The organism is Dyella jiangningensis (assembly GCF_003264855.1).
Classification (GTDB): Bacteria; Pseudomonadota; Gammaproteobacteria; order Xanthomonadales; family Rhodanobacteraceae; genus Dyella; species Dyella jiangningensis_C.
In genome coordinates this window covers 974,423-992,748 of record NZ_NFZS01000001.1, presented here as the reverse complement: position 1 = coordinate 992,748, position 18,326 = coordinate 974,423, and the positions used below count along the sequence as shown (strand labels likewise).

Annotated in this window: 18 protein-coding genes; 12 read left to right on the top strand and 6 right to left on the bottom strand. The window is 66.0% G+C overall.

Annotated features, from left to right (window positions below):
• Window positions 1–180: 180 nt before the first annotated feature.
• The 4 genes from CA260_RS04300 to CA260_RS04285 all read left to right on the top strand — a co-directional run bounded on the left by CA260_RS04300 (window position 181) and on the right by CA260_RS04285 (window position 4,015).
• The gene (locus CA260_RS04300; protein WP_111981180.1) at window positions 181–663 is read left to right on the top strand and encodes a hypothetical protein; all 483 of its coding nucleotides are present in this window, start codon (window positions 181–183) and stop codon (window positions 661–663) included.
• Window positions 664–699: 36 nt separating this feature from the next.
• On the top strand, window positions 700–2,475 hold the full coding sequence (locus tag CA260_RS04295) for an acyl-CoA dehydrogenase C-terminal domain-containing protein (RefSeq protein ID WP_111981179.1): 1,776 nt from the start codon (window positions 700–702) through the stop codon (window positions 2,473–2,475).
• A gap of 274 nt (window positions 2,476–2,749) precedes the next feature.
• On the top strand, window positions 2,750–3,223 hold the full coding sequence (locus tag CA260_RS04290; protein ID WP_111981178.1) for a GNAT family N-acetyltransferase: 474 nt from the start codon (window positions 2,750–2,752) through the stop codon (window positions 3,221–3,223).
• 66 nt (window positions 3,224–3,289) lie between these two features.
• On the top strand, window positions 3,290–4,015 hold the full coding sequence (locus CA260_RS04285; protein WP_111981177.1) for a DUF899 family protein: 726 nt from the start codon (window positions 3,290–3,292) through the stop codon (window positions 4,013–4,015).
• Here the strand turns inward: CA260_RS04285 and CA260_RS04280 are convergent.
• Both CA260_RS04280 and CA260_RS04275 read right to left on the bottom strand, forming a co-directional pair.
• Window positions 4,012–4,413: an ester cyclase gene (locus tag CA260_RS04280; protein WP_111981176.1), complete on the bottom strand. Its 402-nt coding sequence runs from the start codon at window positions 4,411–4,413 to the stop codon at window positions 4,012–4,014. The genes CA260_RS04285 and CA260_RS04280 overlap by 4 nt on opposite strands.
• A gap of 200 nt (window positions 4,414–4,613) precedes the next feature.
• On the bottom strand, window positions 4,614–5,378 hold the full coding sequence (locus CA260_RS04275; RefSeq protein ID WP_111981175.1) for a SapC family protein: 765 nt from the start codon (window positions 5,376–5,378) through the stop codon (window positions 4,614–4,616).
• A gap of 286 nt (window positions 5,379–5,664) precedes the next feature.
• On the opposite strand from CA260_RS04275, the gene CA260_RS04270 reads away from it, so the two are divergent.
• The gene (locus tag CA260_RS04270) at window positions 5,665–6,267 is read left to right on the top strand and encodes an HNH endonuclease (RefSeq protein WP_111981174.1); all 603 of its coding nucleotides are present in this window, start codon (window positions 5,665–5,667) and stop codon (window positions 6,265–6,267) included.
• A gap of 13 nt (window positions 6,268–6,280) precedes the next feature.
• On the opposite strand, the gene CA260_RS04265 is transcribed toward CA260_RS04270, so the two are convergent.
• Window positions 6,281–6,700: a low affinity iron permease family protein gene (locus CA260_RS04265; RefSeq protein ID WP_111981173.1), complete on the bottom strand. Its 420-nt coding sequence runs from the start codon at window positions 6,698–6,700 to the stop codon at window positions 6,281–6,283.
• Window positions 6,701–6,831: 131 nt separating this feature from the next.
• Between CA260_RS04265 and dxs the strand changes: the two genes are divergently transcribed.
• Entirely contained in the window at window positions 6,832–8,724 is a 1,893-nt protein-coding gene (dxs, locus tag CA260_RS04260) for a 1-deoxy-D-xylulose-5-phosphate synthase (protein WP_111982999.1), read from the top strand.
• Between the two features lie 146 nt (window positions 8,725–8,870).
• Here the strand turns inward: dxs and prmC are convergent, their stop codons facing one another.
• From prmC to CA260_RS04245, 3 genes are all read right to left on the bottom strand, one after another.
• Entirely contained in the window at window positions 8,871–9,695 is an 825-nt protein-coding gene (gene prmC, locus CA260_RS04255) for a peptide chain release factor N(5)-glutamine methyltransferase (protein WP_111981172.1), read from the bottom strand.
• A 100-nt stretch (window positions 9,696–9,795) separates the two neighbouring features.
• Window positions 9,796–11,469: an FAD-dependent oxidoreductase gene (locus CA260_RS04250; protein WP_111982998.1), complete on the bottom strand. Its 1,674-nt coding sequence runs from the start codon at window positions 11,467–11,469 to the stop codon at window positions 9,796–9,798.
• Window positions 11,470–11,597: 128 nt separating this feature from the next.
• Entirely contained in the window at window positions 11,598–12,509 is a 912-nt protein-coding gene (locus CA260_RS04245; protein ID WP_111981171.1) for a LysR family transcriptional regulator, read from the bottom strand.
• Between the two features lie 102 nt (window positions 12,510–12,611).
• Here CA260_RS04245 and CA260_RS04240 point away from each other — a divergent pair, with 102 nt between their 5' ends.
• From CA260_RS04240 to CA260_RS04215, 6 genes are read left to right on the top strand one after another with little or no spacing between them, the layout of a single operon-like run.
• Window positions 12,612–13,841: an acyl-CoA dehydrogenase family protein gene (locus tag CA260_RS04240; protein WP_111981170.1), complete on the top strand. Its 1,230-nt coding sequence runs from the start codon at window positions 12,612–12,614 to the stop codon at window positions 13,839–13,841.
• A complete protein-coding gene (locus CA260_RS04235) occupies window positions 13,838–14,905 on the top strand; it encodes a phosphotransferase family protein (protein WP_111981169.1) in 1,068 nt (355 codons plus the stop codon). Before CA260_RS04240 ends, CA260_RS04235 begins: the two co-directional genes overlap by 4 nt.
• 3 nt (window positions 14,906–14,908) lie before the next feature.
• Window positions 14,909–15,598 (top strand): histidine phosphatase family protein, encoded by a 690-nt coding sequence (locus CA260_RS04230; RefSeq protein WP_111981168.1) that lies wholly within the window; start codon window positions 14,909–14,911, stop codon window positions 15,596–15,598.
• 46 nt (window positions 15,599–15,644) lie between these two features.
• Entirely contained in the window at window positions 15,645–16,415 is a 771-nt protein-coding gene (locus CA260_RS04225; protein ID WP_111981167.1) for an SDR family oxidoreductase, read from the top strand.
• Window positions 16,416–16,431: 16 nt separating this feature from the next.
• Window positions 16,432–17,220, top strand: a complete 789-nt coding sequence (locus CA260_RS04220; RefSeq protein WP_111981166.1) for an SDR family oxidoreductase — start codon at window positions 16,432–16,434, stop codon at window positions 17,218–17,220.
• A 17-nt stretch (window positions 17,221–17,237) separates the two neighbouring features.
• Window positions 17,238–18,254 carry an NADP-dependent oxidoreductase gene (locus tag CA260_RS04215; RefSeq protein WP_111981165.1) on the top strand — a complete coding sequence of 339 codons (1,017 nt, stop codon included), beginning with the start codon at window positions 17,238–17,240 and terminating at the stop codon, window positions 18,252–18,254.
• The last annotated feature ends 72 nt before the right edge of the window (window positions 18,255–18,326 follow it).

Sequence of the window (18,326 nt, the reverse complement as noted above, 5' to 3'; positions counted from 1 at the left end):
GCTGAATTCGGGTGGGAGAGCCCGCGATGATGCCTGTTGCGATGCGCCATGGGAACCTCCCGCACCGCCGTCACACCCGCGTGATCGCATACCGGATGAGATCGCCAGGCGTATGGATGCCCCCGTGACAGAGGGCAAGGTCATCCTGCTAAGATTCAAACAATCGTTTGAGGTGAACCCATGGGACGACTGCTTCGTGGTGTAGCGCTCGGTGCTCTGGTGGCTGGCCTGGTGGCTTGCGGCCCGCCGAAGAAGAGCGTGTTTCCGCCTACCGTGAGCATCCAGGAGATGACCACGCGGCCGGACGGCCAGTGGCGCCTTACCGTGCGCATCCAGAACAACAGCTACGGCAGCATGGATTTCAGCTCGCTCGACGGCGAACTGAAGGTGGCGGAACTGGTGCCGGTACGCCTGCACAGCCGCTTCGACCTGGACATCCCGCCGTTCGCCGCCGACGTCACCCAGATCGACGTGCTCCCCACCCCTGAGATGACGGCCACGCTGAAGACCGCGGCGGCCAAGGGCAGCGCCGGCAGCGTGCCCTACAGCGTCAACGGCAATGCGCACGCCAAGCCGGAACAGGAAGACAAGGCGCGCGATTTCACTTTCCACGGCAACGACTGGCTCTCGCCGGTGCCGGGCATCCCTAACACCTGGCGCTGAACACCGCGCCCGCATCACCAACGAAGGAACTTCGCCATGACGATCTACAAGGCCCCCCTCGACGACCAGCGCTTTGCCCTTTTCGACGTGCTTGGCGCCGAAGCCGTTCTCACCAAGCTGCAGGGTGGTGATGGCCACACGCGCGACCTGCTGGACGCCGTGCTGGAGGAAGCCGGTCGCCTGAGCGAAGCCGTGCTCGCGCCGTTCAATGCCAGCGGCGACCAGGAAGGCTGCGTCTACGACAAGGCCACGCAGACCGTGACCACGCCCAAGGGCTTCAAGGAAGCCTTCAAGGCCTTCGCCGAGGGCGGCTGGACCGGCCTGACCCAGGCCGAGCATTTCGGCGGCCAGGGCCTGCCGAACGTGATGGGCACGGCCACCACCGAAATCTTCCAGTCGGGCAACCTGTCGTGGAGCCTGTACCCGCTGCTGTCCGAAGGCGCCTGCCACGCGATGGAGGTGCACGGCACCGAAGAGCAGCAGCACACCTACCTCAAGCCCATCGTGGAAGGCCGCTGGACCGGCACCATGTGCCTCACCGAGCCGCAGGCCGGTTCGGACCTGGGCTTGCTCAAGACGCGCGCCGAACCGGGTGAGAACGGCAGCTACCAGATCACCGGCACCAAGATCTTCATCAGCGCCGGCGAGCATGACCTGGCCGAGAACATCATCCACCTCGTGCTGGCCCGCCTGCCCGACGCACCGGCCGGCAGCCGTGGCATCTCGATGTTCATCGTGCCGAAGTTCAAGGTGAACGCCGATGGTTCGGTGGGCGAGCGCAACCGCGTCGCCGCCGGCGCCATCGAGCACAAGATGGGCCTGAAGGGCTCGGCCACCTGCGTGATGAACTTCGACGCCGCCGAGGGTTACCTGATCGGCCAACCGCACAAGGGCCTGGCGGCGATGTTCACCATGATGAATGCCGCGCGCCTGGGCGTGGGCGTGCAAGGCCTGGCACTGTCCGAGCGTGCGCTGCAGAACAGCCTCAACTACGCGCGCGAGCGCCTGCAGGGTCGTTCGCTGTCGGGCGTGAAGTTCCCCGAGAAGCCGGCCGACAACCTGCTGGTGCAGCCGGACGTGCGCCGCATGCTGCTGACCCAGCGCGCCCTGGTGGAAGCTTCGCGCACGCTGCTGCTGTACACCTCGCTGCAGACCGACATTGAAGCACGCGGCGCCGACGAAGCCACGCGCAAGGCCGCCAGCGACCTGGTCGCCTTCCTCATCCCGATCGCCAAGGGCGTGGTGACGGAACTGGCGCAGGAATGCACCAAGGAAGCACTGCAGGTATACGGCGGCCACGGCTACATCGGCGAGAACGGCGTGGAGCAGTTCGTGCGCGACGCCCGCATCATCACGCTGTACGAAGGCACCACCGGCATCCAGGCGGCCGACCTGCTGGGTCGAAAGATCCTCCAGCTGCAGGGCGCGGGCTTCAAGATCTTCGCCAAGGAAATCCAGGCGTTCTGCCAGCAGCACCTGCAGGACCCGGCGCTCGCCGGCCTGATCGCTCCGCTGGCCACCTACACCAAGGAATGGGCGGATCTCACGCTTTCGGTGGCCCAGCGCGTGATGGCCAACCCGGAAGAGCTCGGTGCCGCCGCCAGTGACTACCTGTATTACTCCGGCTACATCACGCTCGCCTACATGTGGGCGCGCAACGTGGCCGCGCTCGCCGGCAGCAGCCAGCAGGAGTCGTTCAAGCAGGCCAAGCGCGACACGGCGAAGTTCTACTTCGCGCGCATCCTGCCGCGATGCCTGATGCACAAGGCGGCCATCGAGGCCGGCGTGGACACCCTCCCCGCCATCGCCTGATGACAAAAGGCCCTCTCACCGAGAGGGCCTTTTTTTGCGGCCAAGCCCTGTGGGAGCGCGCCCTGTGCGCGACCGCCGAGGTGGGTGACCGTCAAACCGCTTGCGGCCAAGGCGAAATACCCTGTCCCAAGGCATCTCATCCGTGCGGGACAAATCTCCGCCTCGTCGCGCACAGGGTGCGCTCCCACCGATCCTGCATGGCATCCAGGTACTACCCGCCGACCCGCGGCGGGTGTAAAAACGGCAAACCCTCTCGCTAGTCCGGTCAGCCCGCATGAGCGATGCCACGTACCTGATCCGCCTCGCCGATGACGATGACGACTTCATCCTTGGCCTGGTGCCCCGCTTCGTGGATTTCACCCTGCCGCCGTGGCGAAGGCGCCACGAATGCATCGAGGGTATCCGCAACGACCTGCGCCACCACCTCGACGATCAACCCGCCAACAGCTTCCTGTTCGTGGCCGAGGACGACGACGGTGAACCGGTGGGTTTCATCCATCTGCAGAAGACGCAGGATTACTTCACCGGCCGCAGCAACTGCCACATCTCGGACGTCGCCGTGGCGCAGCAACACGAGGGCCGCGGCGTGGGTCGCGCCTTGCTCGAGCATGCCGAAAGCTGGGCGCGGGAACATCGCTGCCATCTGGTGACGCTGGCGGTATTCCCCGGCAACGAACGGGCGCGGGCGATCTACGAAAGCGCCGGCTACGCCGCCGACCTGCTGCGCCTGGCCAAGCCCGTCCGCTGACACGCAGCGCTACGCACGGGGGCGCATGACCGCGGCGCGCGCGGCCGCTGCACGAGGTGGAGTGCCATGAGCCAGCCGTTGCATACCGTGCGATTTCCCGGGGAAAGCCTCGCCTACCGTGTTGCACGCGATCGCCTGCTGCATGCGGAAATAGAACTGCGTCGCCAGGTGGAAGGCGTCGCCGCACTGCGACGTGCCCTGCCTCTTGGTGGCGAAGTACCGGTCGATTATTTCTTCGACGATGAAGGCGACACACCTGTCGATACCGATGTCGAACGGCGAGTGCGGCTTTCCGACCTGTTCGAAGACGGCAAGAACAGTTTGGCCGTCTATAGTTTCATGTTCGGTCCGGCGATGGCGCAGCCCTGCCCTTCATGCTCGTCCATCCTCGATGCACTCGACGGCGAAATGCCCCATCTGCGCCAGCGTATCAATGTCGCCGTGGTGGCGAAGTCGCCGATCCAGCACATCCGCCATTTCGCGCGCGAACGCGGCTGGCGTCACCTGCGCCTGCTGTCGTCCGCGCACAACACGTACAACACCGACTACCACGGCGAAACCGCCGACGGCCGGCAGATGCCTGCGCTCAACGTGTTCACGCGGCGCGATGGCCGCATCCATCACACGTGGTGCAGCGAGCTGATGTTCGTGCCATCGGAGCCTGGCCAGGATCCGCGGCACGTCGATCCGATCTGGCCGCTGTGGAACCTGCTCGACTGCACGCCGGAAGGGCGCGGCGCGGATTGGCGTCCCAGCCTCCGGTACGAAAGGCAGGCTGATCCGGCGCGCTAGCTCAACGGCAAGCCCAGTTGTCGAAACATCGTCGCGGCATCGCGTGCGCCCCAGCGGCGCTCGATGTGGCCTTCCCTCACGGCGAACCATTCCATCGCGACCATTTCGTAGTCTCGCCCGGTAACCGGCCCACCCTGGAACGAATCCACCGACCGGCCACGTTCGGTATAGCGCACGGCAACCGTATCGCCTTCGGCGACCATGCCGTCGACTTCCAGGCTTACCTGGAAGCAGCGCATCAGCTCACCCCAAAGCGGCCTGGCGATATCGAGGCCGCCCCAGCCGAGGGCGCCGTGGATCAGTGCATCCGCGGCGAACAGCGCGCACACCGCGTCGAGATCGCCGCGATTGAACGCATCCACATAGTCCAGAACGACTCGCTTGTTCTGCTCCGACATGCCGGTGTCCCATGGGGAAACCGCGGAAGCGCTGCTGCGTCCAGTCCAAGGGCGCCGAGGTCCCGCGCGGAATCAGCATATCGCTTGCGCATGCTTGGAAGATGTGAGGACCGCATCGCGGAGGCGAGGCGGCAACGCGGTGCCTTGCGCACCACGGGCACGACGCCGCGGCACCTTTCGATGCCGCGGCGACGGGAACGTCAGTTCTTGATCGCGGCAGTGGCTTCTTCGGCCTGCTCGCGCTGGCTGAGCCGCTGCGACACGCGGTCGATGTTGCTCAGCGAGAGCAGGTGCGCGTAGATCCAGCCGAACACGCCCTCGCGCAGGAATTCCAGCGAGGTCTTTTCGTCGAGCTGGCGCAGCTTCTCTTCGCTGACCACGAACAGGCCATTGAGATTGATGGCCTTGCCGTCCTTTTCCAGGCGGATGTTGCGCGGCTCAAGCAGGTCGTGCTTGCGCAGCTGCTCCATGAACCACTGCGTGCGCGTCACGTGCTGCTGGAATTCGCCGAGGAAACGCACGGCATTGGCCAGCATCTCGGTGTCGCTGCCGTCTTCCTTGAAGAGGCGGTCGCCGTCGGTGGTGCCGAAGCCTTCGTAGGCTTCGTCGAGGAATACGGTGAAGTCATCGCCTTCCGCACCCGCCGGCTTCTCGGCCAGCACGAACGGATAGCGGCGCACGAAGGCCGGGATGTAGATGTTCTGTTCCCACACGCCGTCGGCGTCGACGAACAGGTTCTCGTTCTGGCGCAGGCCCAGCAGGGCCATCGGGCCGGCGTCTTCCGCCGACTGGCCACCGAACAGGATCGGCAGGTCGCGCGCCGCAGCGGGGAATTCCACGCCGGTCAGCGGGACCGAGTGCACGGTCTTGGCGAACTTCAGGTTCGGGATCGGCCTGATGCGCAGATCCTTGTGGTCGTTGCGGTTGAGCGGAACGGGACGCTCGTAGAAAAGAACTTCAGCCACTTTGATACCTCTCCCTGCCGTGCCGGGGTCGCCACCCAGGCTCCCCCTCCCAAACCCGGCCCCGGGTTACAGATGAACGAACACTATATCAGCGCCCGGCGCGCCCCGCGAACCCCCTTCCCGGACCCGGTTCTCCCTGCCGCGACAATCATTTGCGTGTGTTCTGTCATGGATATGGTCTATGCTCAAGCGAATAGAGCCTGTTCCGTGCGCGGAGGCAGGCAGGCTCCAAAGCTTCGTTGCATCGCCCGAACGTTCATTCGCATTGGTTGAAGGACGGTTTTGCATGCTGATGGAAGTACCCAGCCGCGTTGTCGATCTCCATTCGACCCGCGTGCTTTCGCTGGATGCCGCTGGCCGAATTCTCGACTGGATCAGCTGGCAGGAGGCGGTTTGCCTCTACGTTCGCGACGCCGTCGCCTGGACGCTTGGCGACCCCTGCCTCACCGTGCACGGCGGCCATAACCGCGCCAGCGGCACGCAGAGCAAGTTGTCCCTGCACCCGATCATCGCCAGCACCGGGCATTGCCGGGACCACGCGATCGATCCCGCCCCCGCGCTCACCAACACCGCCCTGTTCGCCCGCGACCGATACATCTGCATGTACTGCGGCGACCGTTTCAGCCGCGGCGAGCTGACCCGCGACCACGTGCTGCCGATCTCCAAGCGCGGCAAGGACACCTGGGAAAACGTGGTCAGCGCTTGCCTGGCCTGCAACCTGAAAAAGGCCAACCGCACCCCGCAGCAGGCCAACATGCCGCTGCTGGCCGTGCCCTACCGCCCCAGCTGGGTGGAGCACCTGATCCTGTCCAACCGCAACATCCTGGCCGACCAGATGGAGTTCCTGGTGAGCCACCTGCCACGCGACCGGCGGGAACACATGGCCTGACCGCGTCCCGCGCTCAGGCCCCTTCGTCCTCTATTTTCTTCAGTTCGCGCTCGATATCGTCCACGGCCGTGACCGCGGCGTCGTGGGCCAGCCGGCAATAGTGACGGCGGATGCGGTCCAGGGCGACGTCGTCCAGCTCCTCCAGGTTCAGCAACGCGTTATGCGCCGCCGAGCTTCGAATCAGCTCGTCCAGCTTGATCTGCAGGGCCACCGAGTCGCGGTTCTGGGTGTTCTGGATCAGGAACACCATCAGGAAGGTGACGATGGTGGTACCGGTGTTGATGACCAGCTGCCAGGTGTCGCCGAAGTGGAATATCGGGCCCGTGACCGCCCAGGCCGCGACCACCAGCACCGCCAGCCCGAACGCCGCCGGACGGCCCGACCACCGCGCCACGGCCTCGGCGAAGCCCTGGAACACCTTGGAGGCACTCATGTGAAGATCCTTTGCCGGGAAACCTGGCCCGAGCCTCGCGCCCCCGGCGTCAGCGCCATGTGCATGGATCAACAGCAAGTTTTCACTTGGTCGCCCTTGCTCCGCCCTCCGTCAGGTCCAACAATATGCCGATGAACGACCTGTCCCGCTTCCCCCACCTGGCCCCCATCGAGACGCCCGCCGACCTGCGTCGCGTCCCCGACGAGGAGCTGCCTGCCGTCGCCGACGAGTTGCGCCAGTACCTGATCGAAGCCGTGGCCAGCTCCGGTGGTCATTTCGGTGCCGGCCTGGGCGTGGTGGAGCTGACGGTCGCCCTGCACCACGTGTTCGATACGCCGAACGATCGCCTGGTCTGGGACGTGGGCCACCAGTGCTACCCGCACAAGATCCTGACCGGCCGCCGCGATCGCATCACCACCATCAAGAAGAAGGACGGCCTGGCGCCGTTCCCGCGCCGCGAGGAAAGCGAGTACGACACCTTCGGCGTCGGCCACTCCTCCACCTCGATCTCGGCCGCGCTGGGCATGGCCATCGCCGCGCAGCGCAAGGGCGACCCGCGCAAGTTCGTGGCGGTGATCGGCGACGGCGCGATGACCGCCGGCATGGCGTTCGAAGCGCTGAACCACGGCGGCGACGTGGAGCCCAACATGCTGGTCGTGTTCAACGACAACGGCATGTCGATCAGCGAGAACGTGGGTGCGCTGACCAAGATGGCCGCGCGCGCGATCTCCAGCCGCCGCCTCAACGCGCTGCGCGAGCGCGCCAAGCGCGCGATCCCGAAGCAGTCGATGTTCGGCCGCTTCTTCAAGCGCTGGGAAGAACACGCCAAGGGCATGTTCGTGCCGAGCACGCTGTTCGAAGAGCTGGGCTTCCACTACACCGGCCCGATCGACGGCCACAACATCCCGCAGCTGCTCGCCGCGCTGCGCACGGTGAAGGACCTGCCCGGCCCGCAGCTGCTGCACGTCATCACCACCAAGGGCAAGGGCTATGCGCCCGCCGAGCAGGCGCAGATCGAATACCACGCGGTGGGACCGTTCGATCCCCAGGCCGGCCTGGTGAAGAAGTCCGGCCCGTCCAAGCCGACCTACACCGACGTCTTCAGCGACTGGCTGTGCGACCAGGCCGCGGCCGACGAGCGCCTGCTGGGCATCACGCCCGCCATGCGCGAAGGTTCCGGCCTGGTGCGTTTCTCCAAGGAATACCCGCAGCGCTACTTCGACGTGGCGATTGCCGAGCAGCACGCGGTGACGCTGGCGGCCGGCATGGCCTGCGAAGGCGCGAAGCCGGTCGTGGCGATCTACTCCACCTTCCTGCAGCGTGCGTACGACCAGGCCATCCACGACGTGGCGTTGCAGAACCTGGACGTTACCTTCGCCATCGACCGCGCGGGCGTGGTCGGCCCCGATGGCGCCACGCACTCGGGCAGCTTCGACCTCAGCTTCCTGCGTTGCCTGCCGAACATGGTGATCATGGCGCCGGCGGACGAAAACGAGTGCCGCATGATGTTGAGCACCGGCTTCCAGTTCAACGGACCGGCCGCGGTGCGTTATCCGCGCGGCACCGGCATGGGCGTGCCGCTCGGCAAGGGCCTGGACACGCTGCCGATCGGCAAGGCCGAACTGCGCCGCCGTGGCCGCGGCCTCGCGCTGCTGAGCTTCGGCGCCATGCTGGCCCCGGCCGCCGAGATCGCCGCCGAATTCGACGCGACGCTGGTCAACATGCGTTTCGTGAAGCCGCTGGACGAGGCGATGATCCTCGAGCTGGCGAAGACGCACGACGCCTTCGTCACCCTGGAAGACAATGCCATCGCCGGCGGTGCAGGCAGTGGCGTGGCCGAGTGCCTCGCGGCGCATGGCATCGTCAAGCCGATCCTGCACCTGGGTCTGCCCGACGTGTACCTCGAACACGGCAGCCGCGAGGAAGTGCTGACCATGGCCGGCCTGGACCTGCCCAGCATCCGCCACGCGATCCGCGCGCGATTTCCACAGTTGACGGCAGCGAGCATCGCGAGCGCGGGCTGATCGGAAGCTGGCGCTACTGCAGGTGCACAACCAGTACGCGAAGGGCGACCGCCGGGCGGTCGCCTTTTTTTGGGCGTCTGGATGGCCAAACCTCGGAGGATATCGAAGGCCAATCGCACGCTGGGTGCGCTCCTACAGGGCCGCCGTCAGGCTTGGCGGCCGCCGCTGACGCGATCGCGTTGTTCCAGGTCCTGTGCGGTGAACACTTCCCGGTAGCCGGAAGCCTGCAACAACGCGCGCACCGCCTCGCCCTGATTCCAGCCGTGCTCCATCAACAGCCAGCCGCCGGGTTTCAGGTGCGCGCGGGCGTCGGTCACGATGCGGCGGATATCGTCCAGGCCATCGGCGCCCGAGGCCAGCGCACTCATCGGTTCGAAACGCAGGTCGCCCTGGCCGAGATGGGGATCGCCGGATTCGATGTACGGCGGATTGGAAACGATCACATCGAACACCTGGCCATGCAGTGGCGCCAGCCAGTCACCGTGCGCGAACGCCACATTGCCTATGCGCTGCGCGATCGCATTGCGTTGCGCGACCGCCAAGGCATCGGCGCTGGCATCGGTTGCCACCACGCGTACCGCCGGGCTTTCGCGGGCAATGGCGAGCGCAATCGCGCCGCTGCCCGTGCCCAGGTCGGCCACGCGCGCAGCGCCGGTGGCGGGCAGACGATCCAGCGCCAGCTCCACCAGCAGCTCGGTTTCGGGCCGGGGAATCAGCGTGGCGGGCGTGACTTCCAGGTCCAGTGACCAGAAGCCGCGACGACCGGTGAGATAGGCGACCGGCTCGCCGTCGCTCCGACGCTGCACCAGCGCTTCGAAGGCTGCGGCGTGGGCGGCGTCCAGTTCATCGTTCGCATGCGCGATCAGCCAGCTTCGCGGTTTGCCCAGGACGTGCACGAGCAACAGCTCCGCTTCCAGCCGATCATTGAGCGTCGCCGCCGCATGGGCCAGCGCCTGGCGCACCTCAGCCATGCCGCAAAACCACGCAGCGGGTGATCGAGCAGAACGGCTGGGGCGGCATGACGGCTTCCTGGATCGAAAGGCCGACAGTGTAGTGCGTATGCACCCGCGCTCAGACCGCTTCCGGATGCAGGTAATGGTGCACCGCCTGGATCACCACGGAACCCTCGCCGACGCCGGACGCCACGCGCTTGACCGAACCGGCGCGTACGTCGCCCACCGCGTAGATGCCCGGCCGCGTGGTGGCATAGGGCGATTCGAGCAGGTGTCCTTCCGCGCAGCGGCCGGTGAGCACGAAGCCCTTGTCGTCCAGTGCCAGGCAGTCCTGGAGCCAATCGGTATTGGGTTCCGCGCCGATCATCACGAACATGTTGCCCGCGTCGCAGGCCGTGAGTTCGCCGCTGTCGCGGTTGCGCCAGATGATCTGCTGCAGGCGCGGATCGCCATGCAACCCCACCACTTCGCTGCGCGTGTGCAAGGTGATGGATGGCGATTGCGCGATCCGCTGCACGAGGTAGTCGGACATCGTGGCAGCCAGGCCGTTGGAGCGCACCAGCACGTGCACGTGGCGGGCGATGCGCGACAGGAATACCGCGGCCTGTCCCGCCGAATTGCCGCCGCCGACCACCACGACTTCCTCGTTCGCGCACAGCTGGCCCTCCATCGCCGTGGCGGCGTAGTGGATGCCCTCGCCTTCGAAGTGCGAGTAACCCGGCACGTCCAGCTTGCGATAACGCGCGCCGGTGGCGACCACCACCACGCGCGCCGTGACGATCTGCCCATCGTCCAGACGCAGGCGATACGGTTGCGTGGTGCAGTCGATGTTGGCGGCCTGTCGCGACACGGCCAGCCGCGCACCGAACTTCTGCGCCTGTGCCTGCGCACGGCCCGCAAGCGCCTGCCCCGAAATGCCGGTGGGAAAACCGAGGTAGTTCTCGATCTTGGACGACGTGCCCGCCTGCCCGCCCGGCGCCATGCCTTCGAGGACGATGGTGGAAAGCCCTTCGGACGCGGCATAGACGGCGGCGGCCAACCCTGCCGGCCCCGCGCCCACCACGGCCACATCGTAGACATGGTGTTCATCGATGACTTCGGTGAGCCCGAGTTCGTCGGCGAGTTCGGCGGTACTCGGATTCTGCAGGAAGCATTTTTCCGGACAGATCACGACGGGCAACTGCTCCTGCCGGAGCTGGAAGCACTCGATGAAGCCGCCGGCGTCCGGGTCGACCTCGGTGTCGATCAGGCGATGCGGGTAGCCGTTGCGCACGAGGAAGCGCTCCAGGCGGAGCGTGTCCGCGCTGTGCCCGGGCCCGACCAGGACGACACCGCCGTAACCCATGCGGATCAGGCCCACGCGCCGCAGGATGAAGGCGCGCATGATGATCTCGCTGATGTCCGCCTCGGCCGCCACCATGCGATGGAAATCCGTGGCAGCCACGCGGATCACGCGGCTGTCCATCGCGGCGCGCGCGGAAGCCATCACGGCGCGGCGGTTGAACATGTTCATTTCGCCGCTGAACTGGCGCGCGGCATACATGGTGAAGACGTTGGGATGGCCATGCTTGTCGAGATCGAAAATCTCGACAAGGCCATCCAGCACGAGGAAGAAATCCACGCCCCGGTCGCCGCGCTGGAACAGCACGGTGCCCGCCGCAACGTGTTCCTCATGGCCGTACAAGGCGATGCGCTGGACCATCGATGGATCCAGGCGCGGAAACATCTGCTCCTTGCGATTCATCGGATCCGTCGGGTCGTAGACGACCTCGGGCGCTGACTGCTCGGACATGCGAAACCTCGTCATGGCATCGGCCCGGCGTGCCGCTGCCAGGCGCATTCTGGAATCATCTCAGCGCGTGCAAGGGTCATGTGCAGCGCTCTTCCGCATCGTGCGCCCGCGGGTATGTCGTCCGCAAGTCATGCCGGAGACGGCCGCATGGCCCCGGTAATGGACTTGACGAGCCGTTCACGGAACCAGGCATGCGCCGGATCGTTGTCCTTGGAGTCGTGCCAATACGCGAGGATGGGAATGGCCTTGATGCGTATCGGCAAAGGCTGCACCGCCATGGGCAGCAAGGGCGCCACGTGCTCTGCGTAGGCCCTGGGCACGGTCAGCAGCAGATCGCTGGCGGCTGCGATCTGGCACGCGGCGAAATAGTGCTGCGCCACCATCCGTACTTCACGGAACACGCCCTTCTGGCCCAGCAGGGTATCCAGCGCATTCGTCTCGCCCAGCGGCGAGACGACCACGTGCGCCGAAGCAAGATAGCCGGCACGCGACCACTGCCGGGCACAGGGATGATCGCGCCGCATCGCCACCACCAGCGTCTCATCGAGCAGGTGCTGGGACGAGATGCGCGCGCCGGCGCGCAGTGGACGATCGACGACGAGATCCAACGTGCCCGCGCTCAGCTCGCGCTCCATGTCGTCGGCCGCGACGCGGCGACTGACCAGGCGCACGCCGGGCGCCTCCTCGCTGATTCCGGCGACCAGCCTGGGGAGCGCGATGGATTCCAGGATGTCGCGGAAGCCGATGGCAAATTCCATCTGCAGCTGCGCCGGCGTGAACTCCGCCTGCGCATGCGCACTGGCCAACAGGCCCTTCAGGTGCGACTGCACGGACGGCATCATCGCGCGCACCTTGTCCGTGGGCAGCAGGCGGTTGCCCTGGCGCACGAACAGTGGGTCGCCGAGGTGGTCGCGCAGGCGGCCGAGCGCGTGTGTGACCGCCGGCTGGGTCAGGTGCAGCGCACGTGCCGCGGCGCTCACGCCGCCATGGGTATAGATGGCGTCCAGTACGCGGAACAGGTTGAGATCGATGCGTTCCATGGCGGCTCATCATTAACCAGGCTTATGACCTGTCATAAAGCATATTCATTTCAATCATTGGATGTCACCGGCGTAGGCTGCGTTGGAATCAGGAGAACCCTCATGGACTTCACCCCTTCCGAACGCACCCAGATGCTGGCCGAGCGCCTCGGCCGCTTCATGCGCGAGGAGATCGCACCCGCCGAAGCCGTCTACGCGGCCCAGCTGACGGGCAGCGCCGATCACCGCGATTGGCGCCAGCCGGTGGTGATGGAGCAGCTCAAGGCGAAGGCGCGCGCCGAAGGGCTGTGGAACCTGTTCCTCCCCGATCTCGAAGGCGGCCCGGGCCTGAGCAACCTGGAGTACGCGCCGCTGGCAGAACTGATGGGCCACTCCTTCATCGCGCCCGAGGTGTTCAATTGCAGCGCGCCGGACACCGGCAACATGGAAGTGCTGCATCGCTACGGCTCACCCGCGCAGCGCGAACGCTGGCTGCAGCCGCTGCTCGACGGCGGAATCCGTTCCGGCTTTGCGATGACCGAGCCGGATGTGGCTTCCTCCGATGCCACCAACATGCAGGCCACCGCGCGCATCGAAGGCGACGAGGTGGTGCTCGATGGCCGCAAGTGGTGGACCACGGGGCTCGGTCATCCGCACTGCCGCTTCGTGATCTTCATGGGCCTGAGCGACGCGCATGCCGAGCCGCACCGCCGCCACAGCATGGTGATCTGCCCGCTCGACGCACCAGGCGTACACATCGAACGCATGTTGCCGGTATTCCACGATTACGACGAACCCTCGGGCCATGGCGAACTGAGCTTCTCGCACGTGCGCCTGCCCGTGGAGAACATCATCCTCGGCCCGGGACGCGGCTTCGAAATTGCGCAGGGCCGGCTCGGTCCCGGCCGCGTGCATCACTGCATGCGCGCATTGGGTGCGGCGGAACGCGCCTTGTCCTTGCTATGCCAGCGCGCGCAGTCCCGCACGGCCTTCGGCAAACCGCTGTTCAAGCTCGGCGGCAACGCGGACATCGTGGCGAACCTGCGCATGGCGATCGAGCAGGCGCGACTGCTGACGCTGAAGACGGCGTGGATGCTCGACACGCAAGGACCGAAGGCGGCGCTCAGCCTGATCTCCCAGATCAAGGTGGTGGTGCCGGCCGTGGCGCAGCAGGCCGCCGATGCGGCCATCCAGATCCATGGCGGCGCGGGCCTCACCGACGATGTGCCGCTGGCCCAGCTCTACGCCTACGCGCGCGTGCTGCGACTCGCGGATGGTCCCGACGAAGTGCATCGCGCTGTCGTCGCCAAGCTCGAAGCCAAGGCGCAGCTCGCACGGGAGCAGCACGCATGACCGCGGTTCCCGATCAGGCCCGCGACGTGCGCGACGAAGATGCGTTCGATATCGCCCGTGTCGATGCCTTCCTCAAGCAACACATCGATGGCCTCGAAGGCATGCCGACGGTAAAGCAGTTCCCCGGCGGCGCCTCCAATCTCACCTACCTGCTGGGCTACGCGAATCGCGAACTGGTGCTGCGCCGCCCGCCGCGTGGCGCGAAGGCGAAATCGGCGCACGACATGCTGCGCGAGGCACGCGTGATGCACGCGCTCAAGCCAAGCTATCCGTACGTGCCCGCCATCCTCGCTATCTGTGACGACGCAGCGGTGATCGGCCAGGACTTCTACGTGATGGAACGCCTCAACGGCACCATCCTGCGCCGCGACCTTCCAGCGGAGCTGGGACTGGACCGCGATGGCGTGCGCCGGCTCTGCCTCGCCTTCGTGGATCGATTGATCGACCTGCACCGCGTCGACACGCAGCAACCGGCCTTGCGTGAGCTCGGCAAGGGCGAGGGTTACATCGCGCGCCAGGTGGCAGGTTGGAGCGAGCGCTGGCGACAGGCGGCGACCGAAGGCTCCGATCCATGCGAGGACGTGATGGCGTGGCTGGCCGCGAGCCAACCGCCGCATGACAACGCGAGCTGCGTCATCCACAACGACTACCGCTTCGACAACGTCGTGCTTGCGCCAGAGAATCCACTGGACATCATCGGCGTGCTGGATTGGGAAATGGCCACCATTGGCGATCCCTTGATGGATCTCGGCGGCTCGCTGGCCTATTGGGTTCAGGCCGACGACGACAAGGTGTTCCAGTCGTTCCGCCGCCAGCCCACGCACGAGGCCGGTATGCTCTCGCGCGCGGAAGTCGTGGCGTATTACGGCAAACGAAGCGGGCTGGACGTCTCGCGCTTCGGCTTCTACGAAGTGTTCGGCCTGTTCCGCCTGATGGTGATCATCCAGCAGATCTACCGACGCTATGCGCTGGGCCAGACCAACAACCCGCAGTTCGCCGGCTTCGGTGATGCCGCGCGTTACATGGGCATGCGCTGCCGTCGCCTGATCGCGGCCGAAGGCTGAGCCATGGCGGAGCTGCTGTTGATACGCCACGGCCAAGCCAGCTTCAGCGCCGAAGACTATGACCAGCTGTCGCCGACCGGCGAGCGGCAATCGGTGTTGCTGGGCGAGTGGCTGGCGACGTGCAGCCCGGCGCCGGATCTCGTCGCCATAGGCCCCCGTGTCCGCCATCGCGATACGGCCATGCATTGCCTGCATGCTGCAGGCCTGTCGCTGTCGCCCATGCCGCTGCATGGTTTGGACGAGGTCGATCATCTCGAGTTGCTGGCACGTTTGCGCCCCGATCTGGCCGCACCGGGTGCGCTGCGCGCCGCCATGAAGCAGAGCGACGACCCACATCGCGCCTTCCAGCGGTTGTTCGTGGAAGCGCTGGAGCGTTGGTCGAGCGGCGCGCACGACGCAGAGTACAGCTGCACCTGGGCAACGTTTCGCGCGAATGCACTCGCCGTGCTGAAGACGCTGGGGGATCACCCGTCACGGATGATCTGGGCGTTTACCTCTGGTGGTCCCATCGCCGTGATCGCCGGCTCCTTGCTGGACGTGCCGCCTTCGCAGGCCTTTCGCCTCAGCTGGCCCCTCGTGAACACCGGCGTGACACGCATTCGCCTGGGTTCGCGCGCATCCACGCTGGTCACCTACAACACCTGGCCGCATCTGGAACGTATCGGCGATGCGCAGCTGGTGACCTTGCGATGACATGCACTTCCCATCCCACGCCATCCCACTCCATCGGACATCAGTCATGACCGCATCGAACCCATTCGACCTCACCGGCAAGGTCGCCATCGTCACCGGCGCCAGCCGTGGCATTGGCGAGGAGATCGCCAAGCTGCTGGCCGCACAGGGGGCCCACGTAGTGGTCTCCAGCCGCAAGCAGGCCGACTGCCAGGCGGTGGTCGATGCGATCACCGCCGATGGCGGCTCCGCCGAAGCCGTGGCCTGCCACATCGGCGAGATGGAGCAGATCGCTTCGCTCTACGAACAGGTGGAGAACAAGCACGGGCGCCTGGACATCCTGGTCAACAATGCGGCGACCAATCCGTTCTTCGGTCATATCCTCGATACCGATCCGTCGGTGTTCCAGAAGACGGTCGACGTCAACATCCGCGGCTACTTCTACATGTCCACGCACGGCGCCCGCCTGATGGCGAAGAACGGTGGCGGTTCCATCGTCAACGTCGCCTCCGTGAACGGCGTGGTGCCGGGCTTCCAGCAGGCCATTTACTCCATCACCAAGGCGGCCGTGATTTCGATGACCAAGGCGTTCGCGGTGGAGTGCGCCGAACAGGGCGTGCGCTGCAATGCGCTGTTGCCGGGTCTCACCGATACCAAGTTCGCCTCGGTGCTGGTGAATACGCCGGCCATCCTCAGGCAGGCATTGGCGCACGTGCCGATGCGCCGCGTGGCGCAGCCGTCCGAAATGGCCGGCGCCGCCTTGTATCTCGCATCCAACGCCGCTTCGTACACCACCGGTGCGGTGTTGAATGTCGATGGCGGCTATCTCAGCGTTTGATTCCCAGGGGACAGGCATGACTTCACCGCAACCTCTGCGCGTCGCCGGCAAACGCGCCTTCATCACCGGTGCCGCCGGCGGCCTGGGTTCGGCCATGGCACGGTTGCTGGCGCGTCACGGCGCCAAGGTATTTCTCACCGATCTCGACGGCGATGCAGCCGCGGCAGTGGCCGACGAGATCAACCGTGAGGCAGGCCACCAAGTCGCCTGGTCGGCGCCGCAGGACGTACGCGACGAAGGCCTTTGGGAGCGCCTGCTCGCCGAAGCAGCGCTGGCGATGAGCGGCATTTCCGTCCTGGTGAACAACGCCGGCATCGGCTCGCTCGGCGGCATCGGTGCGATCGAGCTGAAGGAGTGGCGGCGCGTCATGGGTGTCAACGTGGAAAGCGTGATGCTCGGCTGCAAGCACGCGATGGCTTATCTGCGTGATGCCCAGCCGGCCTCCATCATCAACATCTCGTCGCTCGCGGCGTTCAAGGTCGACCCGGACTACACGGCGTACAACACGTCCAAGGCGGCGGTGGCGATGCTCACCAAGTCCGTGGCGGTGGATTGCGCGCGACAGAAGATCGACGTGCGCTGCAATTCGATCCACCCCGCGTTTGTCCGCACCGGCATCGTCGCGCCCTTCTTCGACGCGCTCGGCGAAGAAGAGGCCACGCGCAAGCTGGTGCGCGGCATTCCCATGCACCGTCTCGGCGAGCCCGATGATGTCGCCTACGCGGTGCTCTATCTCGCTTCCGACGAAAGCCGCTACGTCACGGCCGCCGAGCTGGTGCTCGATGGCGGCGCCTGCGCTATCTGATCCACGGAGTCCACACCATGAGTTTCACGAACCGACAACTGCTGTTGAAGACGCGTCCGGAAGGCCTGGTCAGCCGGGACAACTTCGAACTGCGCGAACAGGCCACGCCCGAACTCCAGGACGGCCAGGCGCTGGTGCGCGTGCTGTACCTGTCGATGGATCCGACCAATCGCGTGTGGATGAGCGATGTACCCCAGTACATGCCGCCCGTCGCGATCGGCGAAGTGATGCGCGGCATCGGCATCGGCCGCGTGGTGGCCTCCAAGGCCAGGCACTATGCCGTGGGCGATCTGGTGCAAGGCCTAGTTGGCTGGCAGGACTATGCGCTGCTGGACGAAGGCAAGACCGGCTACTGGGCGAAGCTGCCGCCCAAGCCGCCGGTCGCACTGCCTACCCTGCTCGGCGCCTGCGGGTTCAGCGGCATCACGGCGCACTACGGCCTCACGGAGATCGCCCCCGTGCAGCCCGGCGAAACGCTGGTGGTGTCCGCGGCGGCGGGCTCGGTGGGCTCGATTGCAGGGCAGATCGGCAAGCTGCGCGGCGCACGTGTCGTGGGCATCGCGGGCGGCGCGGAGAAGTGCCGCCATCTCGTCGATGATCTTGGTTTCGATGCGGCCGTCGACTACAAGGCTGACGACTTCAAGCAGCAACTGGCCGCAGCCACGCCCGACGGCGTGCACGTCAACTTCGAGAACGTCGGCGGTGCGGTGATGCGTGCGGTGCTCTCGCGCATGGTCAATGGGGGCCGTGTCGCGCTGTGCGGGCTCATCGCCAACTACGCCAGCGGTGGCAAACCCTCGGACGATTACAGCGTCATCATCGTCAAGCGCCTTACCGTGCGCGGCTTCCTCGCCTTCGACTACAAGGACCAGCAGGGCGCCGTGCAGGACCTGGTGGGCTGGGTGGTAAGCGGCAAGATCAAGGCTGGCGAAACCGTGGCCGATGGGTTGGAGAATGCGCCCGTGGTGCTCAACCGGCTGTTTGATGGCAGCCATACGGGGAAGTTGGTGTTGCGTGTTTCGGGTGAGGAATGAGGTGCGTTGAGGAACTGCGGTCGCGCACTGGGTGCGCTCCTACAACGTCTTGGCAACCTGTATTGCCCGTGC

Coding starts and splice junctions, on each gene's coding strand:
- CA260_RS04270 (WP_111981174.1), top strand. CDS start 5,665: ATGCTGATGGAAGTACCCAGCCGCGTTGTCGATCTCCATTCGACCCGC.
- prmC (WP_111981172.1), bottom strand. CDS start 9,695: ATGGCTGAGGTGCGCCAGGCGCTGGCCCATGCGGCGGCGACGCTCAAT.
- CA260_RS04235 (WP_111981169.1), top strand. CDS start 13,838: ATGACCGCGGTTCCCGATCAGGCCCGCGACGTGCGCGACGAAGATGCG.
- CA260_RS04280 (WP_111981176.1), bottom strand. CDS start 4,413: ATGTCGGAGCAGAACAAGCGAGTCGTTCTGGACTATGTGGATGCGTTC.
- CA260_RS04230 (WP_111981168.1), top strand. CDS start 14,909: ATGGCGGAGCTGCTGTTGATACGCCACGGCCAAGCCAGCTTCAGCGCC.
- CA260_RS04295 (WP_111981179.1), top strand. CDS start 700: ATGACGATCTACAAGGCCCCCCTCGACGACCAGCGCTTTGCCCTTTTC.
- CA260_RS04250 (WP_111982998.1), bottom strand. CDS start 11,469: ATGTCCGAGCAGTCAGCGCCCGAGGTCGTCTACGACCCGACGGATCCG.
- CA260_RS04220 (WP_111981166.1), top strand. CDS start 16,432: ATGACTTCACCGCAACCTCTGCGCGTCGCCGGCAAACGCGCCTTCATC.
- CA260_RS04290 (WP_111981178.1), top strand. CDS start 2,750: ATGAGCGATGCCACGTACCTGATCCGCCTCGCCGATGACGATGACGAC.
- CA260_RS04265 (WP_111981173.1), bottom strand. CDS start 6,700: ATGAGTGCCTCCAAGGTGTTCCAGGGCTTCGCCGAGGCCGTGGCGCGG.
- CA260_RS04225 (WP_111981167.1), top strand. CDS start 15,645: ATGACCGCATCGAACCCATTCGACCTCACCGGCAAGGTCGCCATCGTC.
- CA260_RS04215 (WP_111981165.1), top strand. CDS start 17,238: ATGAGTTTCACGAACCGACAACTGCTGTTGAAGACGCGTCCGGAAGGC.
- CA260_RS04285 (WP_111981177.1), top strand. CDS start 3,290: ATGAGCCAGCCGTTGCATACCGTGCGATTTCCCGGGGAAAGCCTCGCC.
- CA260_RS04240 (WP_111981170.1), top strand. CDS start 12,612: ATGGACTTCACCCCTTCCGAACGCACCCAGATGCTGGCCGAGCGCCTC.
- CA260_RS04300 (WP_111981180.1), top strand. CDS start 181: ATGGGACGACTGCTTCGTGGTGTAGCGCTCGGTGCTCTGGTGGCTGGC.
- CA260_RS04245 (WP_111981171.1), bottom strand. CDS start 12,509: ATGGAACGCATCGATCTCAACCTGTTCCGCGTACTGGACGCCATCTAT.
- dxs (WP_111982999.1), top strand. CDS start 6,832: ATGAACGACCTGTCCCGCTTCCCCCACCTGGCCCCCATCGAGACGCCC.